Source organism: Vibrio sp. KMM 9700 (assembly GCF_058545285.1).
On record NZ_CM178589.1, the window covers coordinates 911,127 to 933,563 of the forward strand.

General features: G+C 42.7%; 17 protein-coding genes and 2 tRNA genes. 3 read left to right on the top strand and 16 right to left on the bottom strand.

The window, feature by feature from the left end; genetic code table 11:
- Positions 1–146: 146 nt before the first annotated feature.
- From rpsO to rlmE, 13 genes are all read right to left on the bottom strand, one after another.
- Positions 147–416: a 30S ribosomal protein S15 gene (rpsO, locus tag AC2VOY_RS04115; RefSeq protein WP_491832422.1), complete on the bottom strand. Its 270-nt coding sequence runs from the start codon at positions 414–416 to the stop codon at positions 147–149.
- Positions 417–530: 114 nt separating this feature from the next.
- Positions 531–1,475, bottom strand: coding sequence for a tRNA pseudouridine(55) synthase TruB (gene truB, locus AC2VOY_RS04120; protein WP_491832424.1), 945 nt, complete (start codon positions 1,473–1,475; stop codon positions 531–533).
- The gene (rbfA, locus tag AC2VOY_RS04125) at positions 1,475–1,867 is read right to left on the bottom strand and encodes a 30S ribosome-binding factor RbfA (RefSeq protein ID WP_491832426.1); all 393 of its coding nucleotides are present in this window, start codon (positions 1,865–1,867) and stop codon (positions 1,475–1,477) included. Before rbfA ends, truB begins: the two co-directional genes overlap by 1 nt.
- 103 nt (positions 1,868–1,970) lie before the next feature.
- Positions 1,971–4,688, bottom strand: coding sequence for a translation initiation factor IF-2 (gene infB, locus AC2VOY_RS04130; RefSeq protein ID WP_491832428.1), 2,718 nt, complete (start codon positions 4,686–4,688; stop codon positions 1,971–1,973).
- A gap of 23 nt (positions 4,689–4,711) precedes the next feature.
- Positions 4,712–6,205, bottom strand: coding sequence for a transcription termination factor NusA (gene nusA / locus AC2VOY_RS04135; RefSeq protein ID WP_491832430.1), 1,494 nt, complete (start codon positions 6,203–6,205; stop codon positions 4,712–4,714).
- Positions 6,206–6,223: 18 nt separating this feature from the next.
- Positions 6,224–6,679 carry a ribosome maturation factor RimP gene (gene rimP, locus AC2VOY_RS04140; RefSeq protein ID WP_491832432.1) on the bottom strand — a complete coding sequence of 152 codons (456 nt, stop codon included), beginning with the start codon at positions 6,677–6,679 and terminating at the stop codon, positions 6,224–6,226.
- A 394-nt stretch (positions 6,680–7,073) separates the two neighbouring features.
- A tRNA-Met gene (locus tag AC2VOY_RS04145) sits at positions 7,074–7,150 on the bottom strand.
- Between the two features lie 32 nt (positions 7,151–7,182).
- Positions 7,183–7,267 (bottom strand) — tRNA-Leu (locus AC2VOY_RS04150).
- Between the two features lie 87 nt (positions 7,268–7,354).
- Entirely contained in the window at positions 7,355–7,708 is a 354-nt protein-coding gene (secG, locus tag AC2VOY_RS04155) for a preprotein translocase subunit SecG (protein WP_491832434.1), read from the bottom strand.
- Positions 7,709–7,957: 249 nt separating this feature from the next.
- The gene (gene glmM, locus AC2VOY_RS04160; protein ID WP_491832436.1) at positions 7,958–9,298 is read right to left on the bottom strand and encodes a phosphoglucosamine mutase; all 1,341 of its coding nucleotides are present in this window, start codon (positions 9,296–9,298) and stop codon (positions 7,958–7,960) included.
- Between the two features lie 191 nt (positions 9,299–9,489).
- Positions 9,490–10,368, bottom strand: a complete 879-nt coding sequence (gene folP / locus AC2VOY_RS04165; RefSeq protein WP_491832438.1) for a dihydropteroate synthase — start codon at positions 10,366–10,368, stop codon at positions 9,490–9,492.
- Between the two features lie 74 nt (positions 10,369–10,442).
- Complete coding sequence (gene ftsH / locus AC2VOY_RS04170) at positions 10,443–12,437, bottom strand: ATP-dependent zinc metalloprotease FtsH (RefSeq protein ID WP_491832440.1); 1,995 nt, start codon at positions 12,435–12,437, stop codon at positions 10,443–10,445.
- A gap of 39 nt (positions 12,438–12,476) precedes the next feature.
- Positions 12,477–13,106, bottom strand: coding sequence for a 23S rRNA (uridine(2552)-2'-O)-methyltransferase RlmE (gene rlmE, locus AC2VOY_RS04175; RefSeq protein ID WP_491832442.1), 630 nt, complete (start codon positions 13,104–13,106; stop codon positions 12,477–12,479).
- Positions 13,107–13,297: 191 nt separating this feature from the next.
- On the opposite strand from rlmE, the gene yhbY reads away from it, so the two are divergent.
- On the top strand, positions 13,298–13,594 hold the full coding sequence (gene yhbY, locus AC2VOY_RS04180; RefSeq protein WP_491832444.1) for a ribosome assembly RNA-binding protein YhbY: 297 nt from the start codon (positions 13,298–13,300) through the stop codon (positions 13,592–13,594).
- A gap of 172 nt (positions 13,595–13,766) precedes the next feature.
- Here yhbY and greA read toward each other — a convergent pair whose 3' ends face one another.
- Positions 13,767–14,240, bottom strand: coding sequence for a transcription elongation factor GreA (greA, locus tag AC2VOY_RS04185; RefSeq protein WP_491832446.1), 474 nt, complete (start codon positions 14,238–14,240; stop codon positions 13,767–13,769).
- Between the two features lie 747 nt (positions 14,241–14,987).
- Here greA and AC2VOY_RS04190 point away from each other — a divergent pair.
- Entirely contained in the window at positions 14,988–16,121 is a 1,134-nt protein-coding gene (locus AC2VOY_RS04190; RefSeq protein WP_491832448.1) for a porin, read from the top strand.
- 192 nt (positions 16,122–16,313) lie between these two features.
- On the top strand, positions 16,314–17,699 hold the full coding sequence (dacB, locus tag AC2VOY_RS04195; protein ID WP_491832450.1) for a D-alanyl-D-alanine carboxypeptidase/D-alanyl-D-alanine endopeptidase: 1,386 nt from the start codon (positions 16,314–16,316) through the stop codon (positions 17,697–17,699).
- 122 nt (positions 17,700–17,821) lie between these two features.
- Here the strand turns inward: dacB and carB are convergent, their stop codons facing one another.
- Complete coding sequence (gene carB, locus AC2VOY_RS04200) at positions 17,822–21,040, bottom strand: carbamoyl-phosphate synthase large subunit (protein WP_491832452.1); 3,219 nt, start codon at positions 21,038–21,040, stop codon at positions 17,822–17,824.
- Between the two features lie 77 nt (positions 21,041–21,117).
- Positions 21,118–22,254, bottom strand: a complete 1,137-nt coding sequence (gene carA, locus AC2VOY_RS04205) for a glutamine-hydrolyzing carbamoyl-phosphate synthase small subunit (protein ID WP_491832454.1) — start codon at positions 22,252–22,254, stop codon at positions 21,118–21,120.
- Positions 22,255–22,437: the final 183 nt, after the last annotated feature.

Here is a 22,437-nt window from a genome sequence, read left to right on the forward strand (position 1 = left end):
TTATGGCAGTTTAATGACAGGGCAAAATATCGTTTAAAGCGAAAAATAAAACGCCAGACATAAAAAAAGAGACCCGAAGATCTCTTTCTTTTAATCAGTTTTTAAAGCTAGAAACTTATTAAAAAGTCAACAGCTTACAAACGGAATTAGCGACGTAGGCCAAGACGCTTGATTAGTGCGTGGTAACGATCTAGGTTTTTACCTTTTAGGTAATCTAGAAGTTTACGACGACGAGAAACCATACGTAACAGACCACGACGGCTGTGGTGATCGTGTTTGTGGTTTGCAAAGTGACCTTGAAGGTGGTTGATTGAAGCTGTAAGTAGTGCAACTTGAACTTCTGGTGAACCTGTATCGCCTTCAGCTTGCGCGTATTCTGCAACGATTGCTGCTTTAGTTTCTGCATTCAGAGACATAATTCTCTCCTAATAAGAGTAGTTTAATAAAATGTGTTAGCCAATCTCTGATTCAGCCAACACGCGAAGGGCGAATTATACGCAAGTTTTGCTATTATTCAACCCTTTTATCAGTTATTCCTGCGTATCTTCAGGGAAAACAACGACACGTTTCGGTGCCAGCATCCCATCATCATTCATCTCGCCGACACCAAGGAAAACACCTTGCGACATCATGCGCACCATACCCTCGATTGGCAAGCCGCCCACTTGAACTGGATTACCATGTTTTACAAAGTGCGCGAGTTCAGGTAAAAGCTCAACGCTTGCTAAGTCTTGAACTGCGGTGTCCATAGGCAAAAGCAAAGGATCTAAGAACTTACTTGGCTCTATCTCTTGCGCACGCGCATCCTCAAGTAGCTCATTTAGCTCTTCAAGGGTCACCATTTTATCTGCTGGGTATTTCGCAACACCGATGCGACGTAAATAAGTCACATGTGCGCCACAACCTAGCATTTCACCGAGGTCGTCAACAATAGTGCGAATATAAGTGCCTTTTGAACAATAAATTTGCATTTCAACTTCATCACCTTCAAAGCGCAATAACTCTATTGAATAAACAGTGATTGGGCGTGACTCGCGCGGCACTTCAATGCCCTTTCGCGCATATTCATATAAAGGCTTGCCTTGATATTTTAATGCTGAGTACATTGACGGGATTTGCTCAGTGGTGCCACGAAACTTTTCAATTTCAGCTTCAAGTTGCGTAAGCTCAACATTGACTTCGCGCGTTTGCACTACTTCACCATCAGAGTCAGACGTGTCCGTGCGCTCGCCAAGTTTAGCGATCACACGGTAGGTTTTATCTGAATCGAGCAAGAACTGTGAAAACTTGGTTGCTTCACCTAAGCAAATTGGCAGCATACCGGTAGCAAGAGGATCGAGCGCGCCGGTGTGACCCGCTTTTTGTGCAAAGTAAATACGTTTAACTTTTTGCAGCACATCGTTTGAGCTCATGCCTGTCGGCTTATCTAGCAAAACTATGCCGTCAATTAAACGGCCACGACGTCTGCGAGCCATTACGCATCACCCTCTTCGTCGTTCTTAGAGCGCGCTTTATCTTGGCTCACAACTTCTGAAACTAGGTTTGATAGGCGCATACCTTCAACCAAAGTGTCGTCATATACGAAACGAACTTCAGGCGTTAGGCGTAAGCGAATACGTTTACCTAGGGTCATACGAATCGCAACTTCATGCTCTTTAAGTGCAGCAAGGCTTGATTCTGGAGTTTGATCACCAACACATAGGAAGGTTACAAATACTTTTGCATATGCAAGGTCGCGTGAAACTTCAACATCAGAAATGGTTACCATTCCGATGCGTGAATCACGAACTTCGCGTTGCAGAATAAGGGCAAGTTCTTTTTGTAATTGCCCTGACACACGTTGTGTGCGGCTAAATTCTTTAGACATAGTGATTTCTTATTATCTATTTAAACCAATGTAATTATTGGCAAAAAAGGGAGCAACAAGCCCCCCTTCGTATTAATTATTTAATTTTCAAAAATATAGAAAATTAGTCAAGTGTACGTTTGATTTCGATTGTTTCGAATACTTCGATCTGATCACCAACGCGAACATCATTGTAGTTCTTCACGCCGATACCACATTCGTAGCCGCTACGTACTTCTTGAACGTCATCTTTAAAGCGACGTAGTGATTCAAGCTCACCTTCGTAGATAACGATGTTATCACGTAGAACGCGGATTGGGTTGCTACGCTTGATGTTACCTTCGGTAACCATACAACCTGCAATTGCGCCAATCTTAGGTGATTTAAACACGTCACGAACTTCTGCAAGACCCATGATTTCTTGTTTGAATTCAGGAGCAAGCATACCGCCCATCGCTAGTTTCACTTCATCAATCAATTGATAGATGATTGAGTAGTAACGAAGATCTAGGTTTTCAGCTTCAATCACGCGACGCGCTGAAGCATCTGCACGAACGTTAAAGCCAAGGATAATAGCGTTTGATGCTGCTGCAAGAACTGCGTCAGTTTCAGTGATACCACCAACACCCGAACCTACGATGCCAACTTTCACTTCATCAGTTGAAAGTTTACGTAGTGAGTCAGCGATTGCTTCAACAGAACCTTGAACGTCAGCTTTAAGCACAACGTTTAGCTCAGCAACTTCACCAGCTTCCATGTTAGAGAACATGTTTTCTAGTTTCGCTTTTTGTTGACGTGCAAGTTTCACATCACGGAATTTACCTTGACGATAGTTTGCAACTTCACGTGCTTTACGCTCATCACGAACAACTGTCGCTTCATCACCTGATGATGGTACGCCTGATAGACCTAAGATCTCAGCTGGAATAGATGGACCTGCAGATTCAATCTCACGACCATTTTCATCGCGCATAGCACGAACACGGCCATATTCTTGACCACAAAGAACGATATCGCCTTTGCGCAGCGTACCTTCTTGAACCAGTACAGTTGCAACCGGACCACGACCTTTATCAAGGCGAGATTCGATAACTACACCAGATGCCATGCCTTCGCTTACCGCTTCAAGTTCAAGAACTTCCGCTTGAAGTAGAATAGCTTCTAGAAGACCGTCAATGTTAGTCCCTTGTTTTGCAGAGATATGAACGAAGATGTTTTCACCGCCCCATTCCTCTGGAATAACGTCATATTGAGCAAGCTCATTTTTCACGTTATCAGGGTTTGCGCCTTCTTTATCGATTTTGTTTACTGCAACAATCAAAGGAACTTCAGCCGCTTTTGCGTGTTGAATCGCTTCGATTGTTTGTGGCATAACGCCATCATCTGCTGCAACAACAAGTACAACGATATCTGTCGCTTGTGCACCACGTGCACGCATTGATGTAAACGCTGCGTGTCCTGGAGTATCCAGGAAGGTGATCATGCCGTTACCCGTTTCAACGTGGTAAGCACCGATATGCTGTGTGATACCGCCCGCTTCACCAGAAGCAACGCGAGTACGACGAATGTAATCAAGTGTTGATGTTTTACCGTGGTCAACGTGACCCATAATCGTTACAACAGGTGCACGTGGTGTACGTGGCGCCGTGTTATCACGATCAGAAAGTACAGCTTCTTCAAGCTCATTTTCTTTACGTAAAATAACTTTGTGACCCATTTCTTCAGCAACAAGTTGCGCTGTTTCTTGGTCAATCACTTGGTTGATTGTTGCCATAGCACCCATTTTCATCATCACTTTGATGACTTCGGTGCCTTTTACTGACATTTTGCTTGCTAGCTCTGAAAGAACGATAGTTTCGCCAATCACAACGTCTGCTTTGGCAACAGTTGCTGACTTATCAAAGCCGTGTTGCATTGACGTTGGTTTTGCTAGCTTGCCTCTTTGTTGGTTGTTACGACCACCGCGACCGCGACCATTACGGCCACCTGAACGTGATTCTTCCTTCTTAGCCGCAGCAGCTTTTTTCTTCTTACGACGGCCGGCTTCCTGGCGGCGGTCTGCCTCATCTTCGGCTTCTCGAGCATGCGCAGATGTAGTTACATGATAATCTGTATTTTCCATTTGGCCCTTTTTCTCTTCTTCAGCAGACCAACGCTCTTGATTCTTTTCAGCTAGTTTCTTCGCTTCTTCAAGTTGGCGTTGACTCTCTTCTTCAGCTTTGCGCTGCGCTTCTTCTTCTTTACGACGTAATAAAGCTTGTGCTTCGATACGTGCAGCTTCGCGCTCTGCTTTCTCTTGAGCTTCGCGTTCAGTATCTACTGGGCGCTCCACCTTGGCTTTGGCTTCTTGCTCGGCTTTTGCTTTCGCCTCGCGTTCCGCTTGTTCTTGCGCTTCACGCTTAGCTTTTTCAGCCTCTTCGCGCTTCGCTTTTTCGATTGCTTCTTGTGCCGCTTTTTCTTCAGCTTCACGTTTTGCAATTGCTTCTGCTTCTAAACGTGCTTTTTCTTCGGCTTCACGTTTTTCGATTTCTTCAACCGTTTCACGTTTCACATAAGTACGTTTTTTACGGACTTCAACTTGAACGTCTTTGCTTTTACCGCCCGTTGTCGGAACGCTAAGGGTCGAACGTTTTTTACGTTGCAAAGTCAAACGTGTTGGCTCTGCATCGCCTGAAGTATCACCGTGTGCTTTCTTCAAATGAGCAAGTAGTTGCTGCTTTTCTGAATCTGTCACTGTGTCCGCTTGGGATTTTTTCATTCCAGCATCTGCAAATTGCTCAATTAGACGCTCAACCGGTGTACCAATATCTTTACTAAGTTTCGTTACTGTCAAATCTGTCATATGGCACTTCTCCTGCTGATATACTATGCGTTTGCGTCATCACCGAACCAACAAATATTACGTGCAGCCATGATTAGCTCACCTGCGCGTTCGTCGGTTAGGTCTTCGATACCATCTAGGTCATCTACGCCTTGATCTGCAAGATCTTCTAGTGTCACAATACCTTTAGCAGCAAGTTTAAATGCAAGCTCACGCTCAAGACCTTCTAATGCTAAAAGATCTTCCGCTGGCGCTGCGCCATCGAATGTTTCTTCTTTTGCTAATGCAATCGTTGTTAAAGCATTTTTTGCACGGCCACGTAACTCGTCGATTAGATCTTCATCTAAGCCGTCGATTTCAAGTAGTTCACTTGTTGGCACGTAAGCCACTTCTTCAAGTGTTGTGAAACCTTCTTCCACAAGCATTTGAGCGAAGTCTTCTTCAATATCAAGGTGCTCAACGAATGCTTCGATTGCTGCGCTTGATTCTTCTTGGTGTTTCTTGTCTAGGTCTGCAACTGTCATCACGTTCAGTTCCCAACCCGTTAGTTGAGATGCTAGACGTACGTTTTGACCGCTACGACCAATTGCTTGTGCTAGGTTGTCTGATTCAACAGCGATATCCATTGAATGGTTATCTTCGTCAACGATAACACGTGCAACATCAGCAGGCGCCATTGCATTGATTACAAATTGTACAGGATTTTCGTCCCAAAGCACAATATCAATACGCTCGCCGCCTAATTCACTTGAAACTGCTTGTACACGTGCGCCACGCATACCGACACAAGCACCAACCGGATCGATACGCTTATCGTTTGTTCTTACTGCAATTTTAGCACGAGAACCAGGATCACGCGCTGCGCCTTTAAGCTCAATCAGCTCATCACCAATTTCTGGCACTTCAATGCGGAAAAGCTCTTCAAGCATTTGCGGCTTAGAACGCGTTAAAAATAGTTGGAAACCACGCGCTTCAGGTGCAACTTTATATAGAAGACCACGGATGCGATCGCCTGGGCGTAGATTCTCACGTGGTAATTGATCTTCACGTAGGATAACAGATTCAGCATTATTACCCAAATCAACGATAACTTGATCACGGTTTGCTTTTTTCACTACACCAGTAACTAAGTCACCTTCGTTATCAACGAATTGCTCAACGATTTGTGCACGCTCAGCTTCGCGAACTTTTTGCACGATAACTTGTTTTGCTGTTTGAGTCGTAATACGGTCAAAGGTTACAGATGGGATATCGTCTTCAACATAGTCGCCGATTTCAAGTGTTTCATCTTCAAACTTTGCCGCTTCAATTGAAATTTCTTTGGTTGGAAATTCAACTTCTTCAACCGCTTTCCAGCGACGGAAAGTTTCGAAATCACCTGTTTTACGGTCAATCTCAACTCGAACTTCGATTTCTTGTTCACTTTTTTTCTTTGTTGCTGTCGCTAAAGCGATTTCTAACGCTTCGAAAATACGTTCACGTGGAACGGCTTTCTCATTCGAAACCGCCTCAACTACCGCTAAAATCTCTTTATTCATTATTCGCCTCTTTAAGACTTAAAATTTAGGGACTAGGTTCGCTTTAGCAACATTACTTAAAGCAAATTCTTCTTCATTGTTATCTACAGTTAAAGTAATCGTTTCACCTTCAACCTTAGAAATAATACCTTGCCATTTACGACGGTTCGCCAATGCCATTTTCAGTACTAGTTTTACTTCCTGCCCTATAAATTGCTCATAATGTGCAGCTTTAAAAAGTGGGCGCTCAAGGCCTGGTGATGATACTTCAAGGTTATAGGCTACAGTAATAGGATCTTCAACGTCCATTACTGCGCTCACTTGGTGGCTCACTTCTGCGCAATCATCTACATTGATACCATTTTCATGGTCAATAAATACGCGTAGTGTGGAATGCTCACCAGCACGAATGAACTCTAAACCCACCAATTCGTAGCCTGCTGCTGCAACCGGTGCTTCGAGTAACTCTGTGAGTTGTCGCTCTAAACCTGTCATTGTCTTCTCCGTTAAATGGTATTGCCTTCATCTTCGAAGGTGATGATTACCAATTAGTATAAATTACAAGGTACCAGAAACAAAAAAAGGGCATAAGCGCCCATTGAAATATACCAAGTTGCAAGATCTTGCCTTAGTATTGTCCTTACAAATCAAGCAGTTGATTTACAAGCGACAAATAACAAAAAACCCCGAAAGTCGGGGTTTTTTGTTGCTGGACCCTGATAGCACTAAACTTAGTTTAAGTTTAGCAGCAATAAGTTAAATGAAAACTTATCACCTTTATTTATAATCAAAATGCCATATTTGGGTTCAAATACAACATTTTCACTATTGGCTGAAAGGCTTAGTTTATAACTAACTACCTTTCTTCTCGCTTACGCTTAGCCAAAATTGGTTGCGGGGGCCGGATTTGAACCGACGACCTTCGGGTTATGAGCCCGACGAGCTACCAAGCTGCTCCACCCCGCGTCCGTACTGTAGGATTATAAATAATCAAATCATGGTGCCGAGAGAGGGACTTGAACCCTCACGCCCTAGAGCACTAGCACCTCATGCTAGCGTGTCTACCAATTTCACCATCTCGGCATTTCAATTCACTTACATCAATTGAAATAAAATCTTTATCGTTAAAGTATCTTATCTTTCAAATAGATATAAGTCAATCTTTAAATCTTATTGTGGGATTTCATCACCAACTGTTTTTTCTGCTGGTGCGGCATCCGCATCTGATTTATCAGTTTTTTGCTGAGCAGCTTCTTCTGAAACAGAAACAGGAGCGGCCCATTGTGATGCGTCTTTATGCGTAGATAAGTTACCTAGCGCCAAACTTAAGACAAAAAACACAGTTGCTAGTACAGCAGTTGAACGAGTTAGGAAGTTACCAGAACCACCTGCGCCGAATACTGTATTTGAAGCGCCAGCTCCAAACGAAGCGCCCATGTCTGCGCCTTTACCTTGTTGAACTAATACAAGTCCAATCACACCAATTGCAGCTAACAGATAAATCACAAGTAGAATCGTAAACATAATATCACCTACACTGTAATTTAATTGGGATTATCTTCCCTTATTCTAAAGAAGCTCTTTAGAAGGTGCGAAGATACTACCCAAAGAAATCACAGCTGACAAGTATAAATTAAAAAAAAGTGTTATTTCGCTAATATTTTCAACCTAAATGTTCAAAAATACAACAAACTTCAACATGCTAATGACGATATCAAGTAAATAGTTGCCATTGTTATAATAAAAACTTAGTGGCAACTATCGATATTAAGCCTAACAAGTTTCTTTAACAACTTTCGCAATCGCTAGTGCTGACGCCTTCACTAGCTCAGCATCTTCGCCTTCCACCATCACTCGGATCAAAGGCTCTGTGCCTGATTTGCGAAGCAGTACACGACCTTTATCCGCAAGCTGTGCTTCCACATCTTTGACTGCAGATTTTACCGCGTCCGACTCAAGTGGATCCGTTTCGCCAGAGAAGCGTACATTTTCTAAAACTTGTGGGTATAAGGTCATGCCTTGTGATAACTCATGTAAAGATAGGCCACTATCTACAACAGAGCGTAACACTTGCAAGCCAGCAACAATCGCATCACCCGTCGTAACTTTATCTAGTAAAATCACATGGCCTGAGTTTTCAGCGCCAATGCTCCAACCTTTTTCGACAAGCTGTTCCATCACATATCGATCACCAACTTTGGCACGTACAAATGGAATACCAAGCTGCTTTAAGCCTTTTTCCATGCCAAGGTTAGTCATCAGCGTGCCAACAACGCCACCGTTTAACTTACCACGACGCAGTGCATCACGAGCGATGATGTAAGCGATTTGGTCGCCATCAATTTTATGGCCTAAATGATCGACCATAATGATGCGATCGCCATCGCCATCAAACGCTAAACCAAGATCGGCGCCTTCTTCAAGCACGCGTTTTTGCAAGGCTTTAATATCCGTTGCGCCAACTTCTTCATTGATGTTGAGGCCATCTGGCGTCACGCCCATAGTAATAATATCTGCGCCAAGCTCAGTGAAAACATTTGGTGCGATATGATAAGTTGCGCCATGGGCACAATCTAAAACAATCTTTAACCCTTCAAGGCTTAAGTTGTGTGGGAAAGTGCTTTTGCAAAATTCAATATAGCGCCCTGCTGCATCCGTCATACGGCGAGCTTTACCTAAAAGCGCAGAATCAACACATTCAATGTCCTTATCAATTTCAGCTTCAATCGCAAGCTCTACCGCATCGGGCAACTTAGTGCCTTGTGATGAAAAGAACTTGATCCCGTTATCATAATAAGGATTGTGTGACGCTGAAATTACAATGCCAGCTTCCGCGCGAAACGCTTGAGTTAAATAAGCAATTGCAGGGGTTGGCATAGGGCCGGTGAAAATAGCTTTTAAACCTGCGGCTGCAAGCCCTGCTTCAAGCGCAGATTCAAGCATATAACCAGAAATACGTGTATCTTTGCCAATAATGACTTGGCGAGACCCTTGTTTTGCGAGCACGCGACCTGCAGCCCAACCTAATTTTAATACAAAATCAGGGGTAATTGGATATTGGCCAACACGACCACGGATACCATCGGTACCAAAATAACGTCTTTGTTCAGACATAAAAATTCCTTATTTACGCTTTTATTTATCTGTTATGCCCACAGTAAGGCATTTAAAAGCCAGAGCCTGCAAGTGTGCAAATACAATCTAAAACAGATGATAAAGGCTAGGCGTTTAAAATACAAAAACTAATCAGCCAAAGCTGGGCTAAATATGTCTAAGATTGATTTAAGCCAAGCATTGGTTTAAATCTAGTTTGACGCAAGAGTAGTATTGCACGCCTGCCAGACTTGCAGCGCTTGCTTCGTTTCAAGTACATCATGTACACGCAGAATTTGCGCGCCTTGCATAGCTGAAATGAGAGCGCCAGTGACGCTACCTGTGGTGGCTTCTTGGGGCGTGATATCTAATAGCTTATGGATCATTGTCTTACGTGACAAGCCAGACAACACAGGCAGGCCATAATGATGAAAGTGGCCGATATTGGCGAGCAGTTCATAATTATGCGCCAAGGTTTTTCCAAATCCAAAGCCTGGATCTAAGATAATGTTTTCTCGCTTGATGCCTGCTTGAATACAGTCTTCGATACGCTGACTTAAAAACTTATCTACGGTTTGTAAAACATCGCTATAACTTGGCGCATCTTGCATGGTTTTTGGCTGACCTTGCATATGCATAATGCACACAGGTAAGCCTAACTGAGCAGCGGTGTCTAAAGCCTTTGGTTCACTTAAGGCGCGGATATCATTAATTAAATCCATACCTACCTTGGCAGCCTCTTGCATCACTATCGCTTTGCTTGTATCCACTGAAATCCAAACATCGAAGTTTTTAGCAATCGCTTCCACCACAGGCACAACCCGTGATAACTCTTCATCATCACTCACAAGGCTAGCACCGGGGCGAGTCGACTCACCACCGACATCTATCATACTGGCCCCCGCTTGGATCATAGCTTCAGCGTGCCTTAACGCTTTATCTAAGGTATTAAACTTGCCGCCATCTGAAAATGAATCAGGAGTCGCATTTAAGATCCCCATGATTTGTGGTTTATCTAGAAGTAATTGTTTTGAGTTAGCTTTAATTGAAAGCGGACTTTCGAAAACTGGATGTGAGGTTTGAAATTTCATTGTATATACCAATAACAACAAAAAAGCCCCGAAAAATCAGGGCTTAATATTAAAACATAGGGCAAATAATCAGATTATTTATCTTCTTTATTTTGCTCATTGTCAGTTGATGCTGAACTTGATGCATCTTCCGCTTTTACTTCTGACTCAGAATCTGATTCAGGTTTAGCTTCTGGTTGCGTTTCAGCTTTCGCTTGTGGCGCTGTTTCCTGACGCGTTGCATGCTCTGCATCCGTTGCGCTCCAACCTTGTGGCGGACGAATTGGTTCAATACGAGCCATTAAATCATCAATTTGTGGTGAATCAATGGTTTCGTATTTCATCAAGGCATCTTTCATTGCATGTAAGATATCCATGTTTTCTTCAAGGATCTTACGTGCACGCTTATAGTTACGATCGATGATATCACGTACTTCATTATCAATAAGCTTCGCCGTGTCATCAGACATGTGCTTGCTTTGCGTCACGCTGCGACCAAGGAAAACCTCACCTTCATCTTCAGCATAAAGAAGCGGACCAAGCTTGTCTGAGAAGCCCCACTGAGTCACCATCTTACGCGCAATGTCCGTTGCATATTGGATATCACCAGATGCACCCGTTGACACACGTTGCGGGCCATAAATGATTTCTTCAGCTAAACGACCACCATAAGCAACCGAGATTTTACTCTCAAGCTTTTGCAGGTTAATACTAATTTCATCGCCTTCTGGCAAGAACATAGTTACACCTAAAGCGCGGCCACGTGGAATAATGGTCACTTTATGAATTGGATCATGCTCTGGTACTAAACGACCAACAATTGCGTGTCCTGCTTCATGGTAAGCGGTTGATTCTTTTTGCGCATCTGTCATCACCATAGATTTACGCTCTGCGCCCATCATGATTTTATCTTTGGCCAATTCAAACTCAACCATAGAGACATTACGCTTGTTGCCACGTGCTGCAAATAGTGCTGCTTCGTTCACTAGGTTTGCAAGGTCTGCACCCGAGAAACCTGGTGTACCACGCGCAATCACTGATGGCTCAATGTTGTCCGCAAGCGGCACTTTACGCATGTGTACTTTAAGAATTTGTTCACGACCACGAACATCTGGCAAACCAACCACAACTTGACGGTCAAAACGACCCGGACGAAGTAATGCTGGATCCAATACATCTGGACGGTTGGTTGCTGCGATAACGATAATACCTTCATTACCTTCAAAACCATCCATTTCAACCAACATTTGGTTCAGGGTTTGTTCACGCTCATCGTGACCACCACCAACACCAGCGCCACGTTGACGACCTACAGCATCGATTTCATCGATAAAGATGATACAAGGTGATGATTTTTTCGCTTGCTCAAACATGTCACGCACACGTGATGCACCGACACCCACGAACATTTCAACGAAGTCAGAACCTGAAATAGTGAAAAATGGAACTTTGGCTTCGCCTGCAATCGCTTTTGCAAGCAAGGTTTTACCTGTACCAGGAGGACCAACCATCAAGACGCCCGTTGGGATTTTACCACCTAACTTTTGGAAGCGGCTTGGATCGCGAAGATAATCAACCAGCTCTTTCACATCTTCTTTGGCTTCATCACAACCTGCGACATCCGCAAAAGTTGTTTTGATTTGGTCTTCGCTCATCATGCGAGCTTTACTCTTACCAAAGCTCATCGCGCCTTTACCGCCGCCACCGCCTTGCATTTGGCGCATGAAGAAGATCCAGACACCAATGAGAAGAATCATTGGGAACCAAGAAATGAAGATAGTGCTTAATAGGCTAGGTTGCTCTGGTGGCGTACCTGAAACTTTCACCTTTTGATTGATCAAATCGTCTAGTAACTTACTGTCATATACTGGCATATATGTTACATAACGAGAATTATCACTACGCACGAAAGAGATTTCGCGGTCGTTAAATTTCGCTTCTCGCACTTGACCTTGACCTACGTCCTGTACAAATGATGTGTAATCAATTGTTTTGCCGTTTGCATCCCCAGGGCCAAAGCTCTGGAACACAGACATCAAAACAACGGCGATTACTAACCATAAAATTAAATTTTTTGCCATGTCACTCAAGGTGCAGCCTCTCGATAACTAATTAATAAATAAAGCGGGTTAGCCTTTATAGCCGGTCGCCACTATGTAAACCTCACGAGAACGCGCTCGTGATGAGTCGGGTTTTCTTATTTTTACCACTTTAAAGCAGTCACGTACATCTTTTACGTACTGATCAAAGCCCTCACCTTGGAAAACTTTGACAACAAAGCTACCATTTTGGGCTAGAACTTGTCGACACATGTCTAAAGCGAGCTCAACCAGGTACATACCACGCGGCTGATCAACCGCTAAGTTGCCGCTCATATTTGGCGCCATATCAGACATTACGACATCAACCATATCTGGCTGAATACGCTCAAGCAAAGCTTCTAAGACTGCATCTTCACGAAAATCCCCCTGTAGGAAACTCACGCCAGCAATGGAGTCCATTGGCAAAATATCACAAGCGATCACTTGTCCATCATCGCCAACGATTCCAGCAGCATATTGTGACCAGCCACCTGGCGCTGCGCCTAAATCGACAACCGTCATGCCTTCTTTTAAGAGCTTATCTTTTTCTTGAATCTCTTCAATTTTAAAAATAGCTCTTGAGCGATAGCCACGTTTTTGCGCTTCGGCAACGTATTTATCATCAAAATGTTCTTGTAACCAACGGCCTGAACTCGCCGAATGTTTCTTTTTGCTCATGGATATTCCAAAGTTTATGCTATACCAACTTTACCTTACACAAATAGTATCAAAAAAATCAACGAGGTGAGAATTTGACTTGTATCAAAATGCGAAAATTTATGAATAAGGTCGAGAATATATAGTCTTCTAGTATAGATGGCGTTAAAATAGCTGTTTTCAACCCTTATATTAACAAAAATGGCGGCATAATGAACCTTAGCACCAAACAAAAGCAGTATTTAAAAGGACTTGCACATAATTTAAAACCTGTTGTACTTCTCGGTGCCAATGGATTGACTGAAGCAGTCTTGGCTGAAATCGATCAAGCACTTGATCATCATGAACTTATCAAGATCCGCGTAGCATCGGAAGATCGCGACACGAAAAACTTGATCATTGATGCGATTGTTCGTGAATCGAATGCTGAAAAAGTACAAAGCATTGGTAAAGTTTTAGTGCTTTATCGTCAAACTGAAGAGAAGAAAATCGAACTTCCTCGTAAGTAAGCTTAGATTATAAATAAGCTTAGACGCGCGAAATACTAAGTTTCAAAAAAAGCTACAGCCCAAATTCAAGCTGTAGCTTTTTTATTTCCTGAGAATTGACGTAAATCATTGACCTTATGACCATCTAGCTAGAAGAGCTATGATGCGGCTCAGACCAATGATCTAGAATGCTTTAGATGTATTCTACTTTATCAATCTCAAAGTCTTTGTCACCACCAGGTGTAGAGATGGTCACATCATCCCCTTCAAACTTACCGATAAGACCGCGGGCAATCGGTGAGCTTACAGAAATCTTGCCTTGTTTAATATCTGCTTCATCATCACCCACGATTTGGTACTTCACTTCTTTATCTGTATCGATATCGATTAAAGTTACAGTCGTACCAAAAATGATTTTGCCTGTGTTTTCCATTTTGCTGACGTCAATCACTTGTGCAACAGAAAGCTTATATTCGATATCACGAATTTGAGCTTCACAAATGCCTTGTTCTTCACGCGCTGCATGGTATTCAGCATTCTCTTTTAAATCACCAAGCTCACGCGCTTCTGCGATTGCTTCAGAAATCAGCGGGCGACGCTTCATTAAAACTTCTAATTCTTCACGTAGGATTTGCTCACCACGTACAGTCATTGGAACCTTTTCCATTATTACCTCATCCTAAAATGTTATTTATCCCCTCTATATAGAGACATTGCTTACTTTTGTTTAAAGCAAACAAAGCTGCGTCTGGCCTACAAAGCCATCACAGGATTTAAAGTTCAGGGGGATATATCTGTTATGTACTGGCAAGTTTATCAGGATTTATCTTGGTTTACTCACCAATTTATCTGTTTCTTGTTAAATCTATTATTTTAAACAGCAAAAAGCCAACCTGCCGACCTATTGAGTGAACTCTCAACTAGGTAGCATAATTGGTGTTATTCATCATTTTGTAACCTAATTGTAATTAAGTTTTTGATAAAGTTCAGCAAAAAAATTTGAAATAGATCACATAAAAAAACATCCATCAAATTTCAATTTTTCAATCATAAAGTCCGCTTTTGTTTATTTTTCGCCCCGCATAAATGCAACATAACTTTAACAAAATGAAAAATATAAAGCTTCTTCCCTTGTAAAAAAGAGGACTTACGAGAATGGCTAAATGTTTCAAATCTGTGATCAAACTACAGCAAAATGAAATAGGTTTAAAAAAAATAAACCAAAATATGGAACTTTTTATCAAAACCTTGATAAAGCACCTATAGGCAAAGCAAAATCTTTTCGCTAAGATGCTTGTCGCTGGCATGTCGTACATGTTTTGCCAAGCAGTTTAATAATAAAAATCATAGAGGGTGCTTGAGCGCTCCTATTTAAATTTTTGATGAAAAAAGCACATAAGTTAGGATTATTACGATGAATAAAAAATTGATCGCACTAGCAGTAGCAGGTATCGCTACCGCAGGGACAGCAAGCGCTGCTGACATCTTTAAGTCGGATGACACTACTCTATCTATGGGCGGCCGTGCTGAAGCGCGTATGTCTATCAAAGACAGTGACACTGAAGACGTATCACGCGTGCGTTTAAACTTCCTTGGTAAAACTCAAATCAATGACAACCTATACGGTGTTGGTTTTTATGAAGGTGAGTTTAAAGGCAACGACCGTGGTCTTCCAACAGATAACGACGCAGACGATCTAACAAACCGTTATCTATATGCTGGTCTTGGTGGTAACTTTGGTGAAATCACTTACGGTAAAAACGACGGTGCACTTGGCGTACTAACAGATTTTACTGATATCATGGCATACCATGGTAACAGCGCAGCATACAAACTAAACGTTGCTGACCGTGCATCAAACATGCTGACTTATGCTGGCAGCTTTGCTGATTTTGATCTTAAAGCATCTTACCGTTTTGAAGATAGCGACAACAACCGTGACGGTTTCTCTCTATCAGGTATCTGGAATGTATATGACACAGGCCTACGTATCGGTCTAGGTTATGCACAACAAGACGTTAATGCTTGTTCACAATCAGAAGATCGCCCAACGTTTGAAATTAATAATGCTGGCGAAATCGTTGCAAATGGTACAGAAACAGTATGTACTGCAACAAAAGATGATGACCAAAATGAATTCATGGCAACAGCATCTTGGGAATACAACAACTTCTACACTGCATTTAACTATGTAACAGGTGAAGCTGCTGAATATAATGCTCTAATGTCTGAAACTGATGATTCAGATGTTGTATTTGATAAAGTACATGACATCGATGGTTACGAGTGGGCTGGTGCTTACACTTGGGGTAAAACAGTATTCACAACAACTTGGAACTACCAAGAAGTTGAAGATGAAGCATTCGTAAACAACTATGCGATCGATGCGACTTACTACTTCAAGCCTAACTTCCGTGTATATGCTTCTTACAACTTTAACCTACTAAGCAACTCGGATGTTAATAAGTTTGGTAAAGGCGATCTACAAGACGTTGGTAAACCAAGCAAAGAAGATGAAGCGGCTCTAGGTATCCGTTACGACTTCTAATCAAGCTTAGCCTTAGGCTAACTGATAAAGTTAAAAAAACGCCCGCTATTTATAGTGGGCGTTTTGTTTTGTGCAGCATTCAAAATACAATAGTGGTAAAAGCTAAGTAAAAATATCACTTTGTCACCTGTTTCATTTCGCATCTATTCTTGAGTTAGGTATACTAAATCTAGACTTTCAAGGATGTTTATTATGCGATATAAAAAAATTCTCTCATCACTGCTTTCTACAAGTATTTGTGCAGGCTTAGCCGTCACTTCATGGGCAAGTTTCGCTGCCAATAGTGATATGCTCCCAGCAGGTGCTCGTGCTGGTATTTTAGTTCAAAAAAATAACCAAATTACCCAAAGTGAAAATGCCGACAAACTTTTTCCGCCAGCGAGTACCTTAAAAGTACTCACAGCGACTGCTGCCAAAATTCAGCTCGGCAGCAACTACCGTTTTAGCACCACTCTTGAGCAATCTGGAAATAATTTAGTCCTGCGTTTTACCGGTGATCCTAGCCTAACCCGTGCAAACATTAGTAACCTATTTGCTTTAGCTAAGAAAAAAGGTATTTCAAGTACTCGTGATTTAATCTTAGATACCAGTGCCTTTACTGGTTATGAGCGCGCTGTCGGCTGGCCATGGGATATCCTTGGTAGTTGTTATAGTACGCCTTCAAGCCCTGTCGTAATTGATGGTAACTGTGTCCAAGGCTCGATATATACCAACAGCAGCAATGGCACAACTCGCGCGCACGTGCCTGATTACCAGCCTATCCGCGTCAGCACCACAGCACAAACCGTTAGCGCTGAAACGCGTAGTAAGCTGAGTTGTGATTTAGAGCTTATCTCTAACTTAGATAATAGCTACCAACTTTCTGGTTGCTTAACCCCAAGAAAAGATCCCCTACCACTTAAGTTTGCGGTGCAAAATCCAAGCTTGTATGCGGTAAATGTCGTGTCTCAATTGGCTCGTCAGCAAGGCTTTAAGATCACAGGTAAAGTTCGAACTGGGGCTGTGCCAAAAGGCAAAGTTGTGATGACGCATAACTCAAACTCTTTGACTGTGCTGCTTGATCATATGCTAAAACGCTCAGATAACCTTTATGCGAATAATATCGCCAAAGCTGTTGGCGCTTCGTATTATAAGCAGCCAGGCAGTTTCACAAATGGTGAAAAAGCAATTAAAGCTATCTTTAAATCTCGTGGAGTCAATCTTGATAGTGCAGTATTAGTCGATGGTTCAGGCTTGTCACGCAGTAACCGCATTACGCCAAAACAAATGATGGATGTGCTCAATTTTGTGCGTAAGAATGATGCAAGCTTGCAGATAGTGAAACTACTGCCAGTTTCGGGTACAAGCGGCACCTTGACTTATCGTCGTAGCATGCAAAAAGCGCCGATTAAAGGTAATATTGCAGCGAAAAGTGGTTCAATTTTTGGCACTTACAATATGGCAGGCTTTACCTTAGATGCCAACGGTCGTCCTAAAAACACTTTTGTTGAGTTTGTTACTGACTATCATCCAACATCAGGTGGCACGACTGCATTAGCTGATTTTGAGCGTAAGTTATATTCATCAGCGATGAATTAATCTCATTTCCCTGAAAGTACAAGTCTTTTGGGGAAAGTCTCCATATTTTAAATATGCTAAACAATAAAAAACCTTGCCTGATTTCTCATGGCAAGGTTTTTTTGTTTTTATAGCTTATTCAATTACTTGATTTTAGCATGTAGCTCTTGAATTGAATTCACGCTCTCACGGCTATCTGCTGTGTGCGCTTTACAAGTCGCAAACGCAGCATTAAGCGTTGTAGTGTAGTTTACCTTCTCAGCCAATGCGCCACGACGTAACACTTTTGAATCTTCAATCGCTTGACGACCCGCAGCTGTGTTGACGATATAGGTATACTCATTGTTCTTAATACGGTCAAGAATATGTGGGCGACCTTCGTGAACCTTATTCACAAGACGCGGGTTAATGCCTGCTTCACCAAGAATCACAGCAGTGCCGTGTGTTGCATCTAATTGATAACCTAAGTTAATCAACTCTTTTGCTAGTTCTACCACACGTTTCTTATCGCCGCTACGTACTGAAAGTAATGCACGGCCACCTTCTGGATAAATGTTACCGCAACCAAGCTCAGCTTTAGAGAAAGCTTCAGCGAATGTTTCACCAATACCCATAACCTCACCCGTTGAGCGCATTTCAGGGCCAAGCAGTGGATCCACACCTGGGAACTTGTTGAAAGGTAGCACAACTTCTTTCACTGAGTAATAAGGTGGAATGATTTCTTTTGTGAAACCTTGCTGCTCAAGACTTTGACCTGCCATCACGCGGGCTGCAATTTTCGCAAGTGGTGCGCCGGTTGCTTTTGAAACAAATGGAACCGTACGTGCTGCGCGAGGGTTCACTTCAATCAGGTAAACCTTGCCATCTTTCACCGCAAACTGAGTATTCATCAAACCGCGAACACCAAGCTCAAATGCAAGTTTCTCAACTTGACGGCGCATCTCATCCTGAATTTCTTGGCTTAATGTATAAGCAGGTAATGAACATGCTGAGTCACCAGAGTGAACCCCTGCTTGCTCAATATGCTCCATAATGCCGCCAATCACGACACGCTCACCATCGCAAATTGCGTCAATGTCAACTTCCACTGCGTCATCTAGGAAGCGGTCAAGTAGTACTGGTGATTCGTTTGATACGCTTACAGCTTCATTGAAGTAACGGCGTAAATCTTGCTCATCATACACTATTTCCATTGCGCGACCGCCCAATACATATGATGGGCGAACGACTAATGGGAAGCCAATTTCTTTTGACTTATCAATCGCTTGTTCCATAGCTGTAACTGTTGCGTTTTCAGGTTGAAGTAAACCTAAACGCTCAACAGCAGTTTGGAAACGCTCACGGTCTTCTGCGCGGTCGATAGCGTCAGGGCTCGTACCAATAATTGGCACGCCAGCCGCTTCCAGAGCACGAGCTAGTTTAAGTGGGGTTTGACCACCGTATTGCACAATCACACCTTTTGGTTTTTCAACACGAACAATTGAAAGTACATCTTCAAGTGTAATTGGTTCAAAGTATAGGCGATCTGATGTGTCATAATCGGTTGAAACAGTTTCAGGGTTACAGTTCACCATGATGGTTTCATAACCGTCTTCACGCAGAGCAAGAGATGCGTGTACACAGCAATAGTCAAACTCGATACCTTGACCGATACGGTTTGGACCACCGCCGATAACCATGATTTTTTCTTTGTCACTTGGATTTGCTTCGCACTCTTCATCATAAGAAGAATACATATAAGCAGTATCTGATGAGAACTCAGCGGCGCAAGTATCTACACGCTTGTAGACAGGGTGAATATCGTGCTGCTCACGCATGCGGCGAATCTCACCTTCTGCTACGCCTAAGATTTTCGCTAGACGTGCATCGGCAAAGCCTTTGCGTTTTAGCTTGCGTAATTTGTCTGCATTAAGCCCCGCAAAGCCGCCTTCTTTGACTTCTTGCTCAAGCTGAACAATGTCTTCGATTTGAACCAGGAACCAACGGTCAACATTGGTTAGGTTAAACACGCCATCCACAGACATCCCTGCACGGAATGCGTCAGCGATATACCAGATGCGATCGCCACCGGCTTCTTTTAATTCTTGGCGGATTTTAGTTAATGCATCTGGTGCCTCTAAATCAACCATTTCATCAAAACCAGTTGCGCCAACTTCTAGGCCGCGAAGTGCTTTTTGCAGTGATTCTTGCTGGTTACGACCAATCGCCATCACCTCACCTACAGATTTCATCTGCGTGGTTAGACGGTCATTGCTGCCGGCAAATTTTTCAAAGTTAAAGCGTGGGATTTTTGTGACAACATAATCGATTGTTGGCTCAAATGACGCTGGTGTTTTACCACCTGTGATGTCATTCATTAGCTCATCAAGCGTATAACCAACCGCTAGTTTTGCCGCGATTTTTGCAATCGGGAAACCTGTTGCTTTTGAAGCTAGCGCAGATGAACGCGATACACGTGGGTTCATCTCGATGATAACCATGCGGCCATCTTTCGGGTTAATACCGAATTGAACGTTTGAACCACCTGTTTCAACGCCGATTTCACGCAGTACTGCAAGCGATGCATTACGCATGATTTGATATTCTTTATCTGTCAGTGTTTGCGCTGGAGCTACTGTGATTGAATCACCTGTGTGAATACCCATAGGGTCAAAGTTTTCAATTGCACACACAATGATGCAGTTGTCAGCTTTATCACGTACCACTTCCATTTCATATTCTTTCCAACCGATCAATGATTCATCAATCAATAATTCGTTAGTTGGTGAAAGATCGAGGCCGCGACGGCAAATTTCTTCAAACTCTTCTTTGTTATAAGCGATACCACCACCAGTACCACCCATAGTAAATGACGGACGGATAATACAAGGGAAGCCAACCATATCCAGCACTTTATATGCTTCTTCCATGGTTTTGGCTGTATCAGCGCGTGGACACTCAAGACCGATTGATTTCATTGCAGCGTCAAAACGTGAACGATCTTCTGCTTTATCAATCGCATCTGCTGTTGCGCCAATCATCTCAACGTTGAATTCTTTTAGTACGCCGTGTTTTTCAAGATCAAGCGCACAGTTTAGAGCGGTTTGACCACCCATAGTTGGTAGCACTGCATCTGGACGCTCTTTTTCGATGATTTTACGCACAACTTCCCAGTGGATCGGCTCAATATAAGTCGCATCTGCCATTTCTGGGTCTGTCATAATGGTTGCAGGGTTAGAGTTCACTAGGATGACTCGATAACCTTCTTCACGCAGTGCTTTACATGCTTGCGCACCAGAATAGTCAAACTCACATGCTTGACCGATAACAATCGGGCCTGCACCTAAGATCAGAATACTTTTAATATCGTTACGTTTTGGCATTATCTTGTGTTCCTTCCTTACACCCTTAATTGTGAAACCGTTCAACTTAGCTTCACAAAATTGGGTATAGTCTTAAATTATTTAGATTCTTTAATTAGCTCAATGAAATGGTCAAATAATGGCGCTGCATCATGTGGACCTGGGCTTGCTTCAGGGTGACCTTGGAAGCTAAATGCCGGTACGTCTGTGCGATGAATACCTTGTAGTGAACCATCAAACAATGAAACATGGGTTGCACGCAAATGTTCAGGCAATGTGTCGCCATCTACTGCGAAACCGTGGTTTTGAGAGGTGATCATCACAACATCACGATCTAAATCTTTCACTGGGTGGTTTGCACCATGGTGACCAAATTTCATCTTGATTGTGTTTGCGCCAGATGCCAATGCAAGGATCTGGTGACCAAGACAAATACCAAAGACTGGTAAGCCTTTTTCTAAAAATACTTTTGTGGCTTCAATTGCATAAGTACAAGGCGCTGGGTCACCTGGGCCATTTGATAGGAAAACACCATCTGGATTTAAGGCTAATACTTCTTCTGCGCTTGTTTGTGCCGGCACAACCGTTAGGCGGCAGCCTCTGTCAACAAGCATGCGTAAGATGTTGCGTTTTGCACCGAAATCATAAGCAATAACATGGAAATCTAACTCATTGTCAGCTTTTGGACTTGGCAGACCGCCTTCAAGCGTCCATGAGCCTTGTTTCCACTCATAAGATTCTTGTGTGGTCACAACTTTTGCTAAATCTAAGCCTTTTAAGCCCGCAAAGTCTTTTGCTTTCGCCAGTGCTAATGCTTCATCTAGGTTCTTACCTGCAACCACACAGCCGTTTTGCGAACCTTTTTCACGTAAAATACGCGTTAGCTTACGTGTATCAATGTCTGCAATACCGACAATGTTTTGAGATTTAAGATAGCTAGAAAGGCTTTGCTCAGAGCGGAAGTTTGAAGCAATAATAGGAAGATCGCGAATGATTAATGCTTCAGCGTGGATTTTAGAAGACTCTTCATCTTCAGAGTTTGTGCCGGTGTTGCCGATATGGGGATAAGTTAAAGTAACAATCTGATGAGAATAGGAAGGATCTGTGAGGATTTCTTGGTACCCCGTCATCGAGGTATTGAAAACAACTTCTCCTACAGCCAAGCCTTGTGCACCAATTGATTGACCGTGGAATACTGTCCCATCTTCTAGGACAAGCAGAGCGGAATGACTCAAGATAACCTCCGAAATTTAGATTCGCTTATTAATATGCTTAAAGTAACATATTAATTCAATAAATGTATATTTAAATTCACCTTAACTTAACCTAAACTCGAATCACTGAATTTAGATAAATTGACCGTATTCTAAGGATACTTGTGATATGTGTCAACAAATAATAAAAAATTAATTATCGCA

Excerpts from the sequence above, each read along its gene's own strand:
- greA (WP_491832446.1), bottom strand. The coding sequence starts at position 14,240 with ATGGAAAAGGTTCCAATGACTGTACGTGGTGAGCAAATCCTACGTGAA.
- infB (WP_491832428.1), bottom strand. The coding sequence starts at position 4,688 with ATGACAGATTTGACAGTAACGAAACTTAGTAAAGATATTGGTACACCG.
- dacB (WP_491832450.1), top strand. The coding sequence starts at position 16,314 with ATGCGATATAAAAAAATTCTCTCATCACTGCTTTCTACAAGTATTTGT.
- AC2VOY_RS04190 (WP_491832448.1), top strand. The coding sequence starts at position 14,988 with ATGAATAAAAAATTGATCGCACTAGCAGTAGCAGGTATCGCTACCGCA.
- rlmE (WP_491832442.1), bottom strand. The coding sequence starts at position 13,106 with ATGAGCAAAAAGAAACATTCGGCGAGTTCAGGCCGTTGGTTACAAGAA.
- carB (WP_491832452.1), bottom strand. The coding sequence starts at position 21,040 with ATGCCAAAACGTAACGATATTAAAAGTATTCTGATCTTAGGTGCAGGC.
- glmM (WP_491832436.1), bottom strand. The coding sequence starts at position 9,298 with ATGTCTGAACAAAGACGTTATTTTGGTACCGATGGTATCCGTGGTCGT.
- yhbY (WP_491832444.1), top strand. The coding sequence starts at position 13,298 with ATGAACCTTAGCACCAAACAAAAGCAGTATTTAAAAGGACTTGCACAT.
- rbfA (WP_491832426.1), bottom strand. The coding sequence starts at position 1,867 with ATGTCTAAAGAATTTAGCCGCACACAACGTGTGTCAGGGCAATTACAA.
- nusA (WP_491832430.1), bottom strand. The coding sequence starts at position 6,205 with ATGAATAAAGAGATTTTAGCGGTAGTTGAGGCGGTTTCGAATGAGAAA.
- rimP (WP_491832432.1), bottom strand. The coding sequence starts at position 6,679 with ATGACAGGTTTAGAGCGACAACTCACAGAGTTACTCGAAGCACCGGTT.
- truB (WP_491832424.1), bottom strand. The coding sequence starts at position 1,475 with ATGGCTCGCAGACGTCGTGGCCGTTTAATTGACGGCATAGTTTTGCTA.
- rpsO (WP_491832422.1), bottom strand. The coding sequence starts at position 416 with ATGTCTCTGAATGCAGAAACTAAAGCAGCAATCGTTGCAGAATACGCG.
- folP (WP_491832438.1), bottom strand. The coding sequence starts at position 10,368 with ATGAAATTTCAAACCTCACATCCAGTTTTCGAAAGTCCGCTTTCAATT.
- secG (WP_491832434.1), bottom strand. The coding sequence starts at position 7,708 with ATGTTTACGATTCTACTTGTGATTTATCTGTTAGCTGCAATTGGTGTG.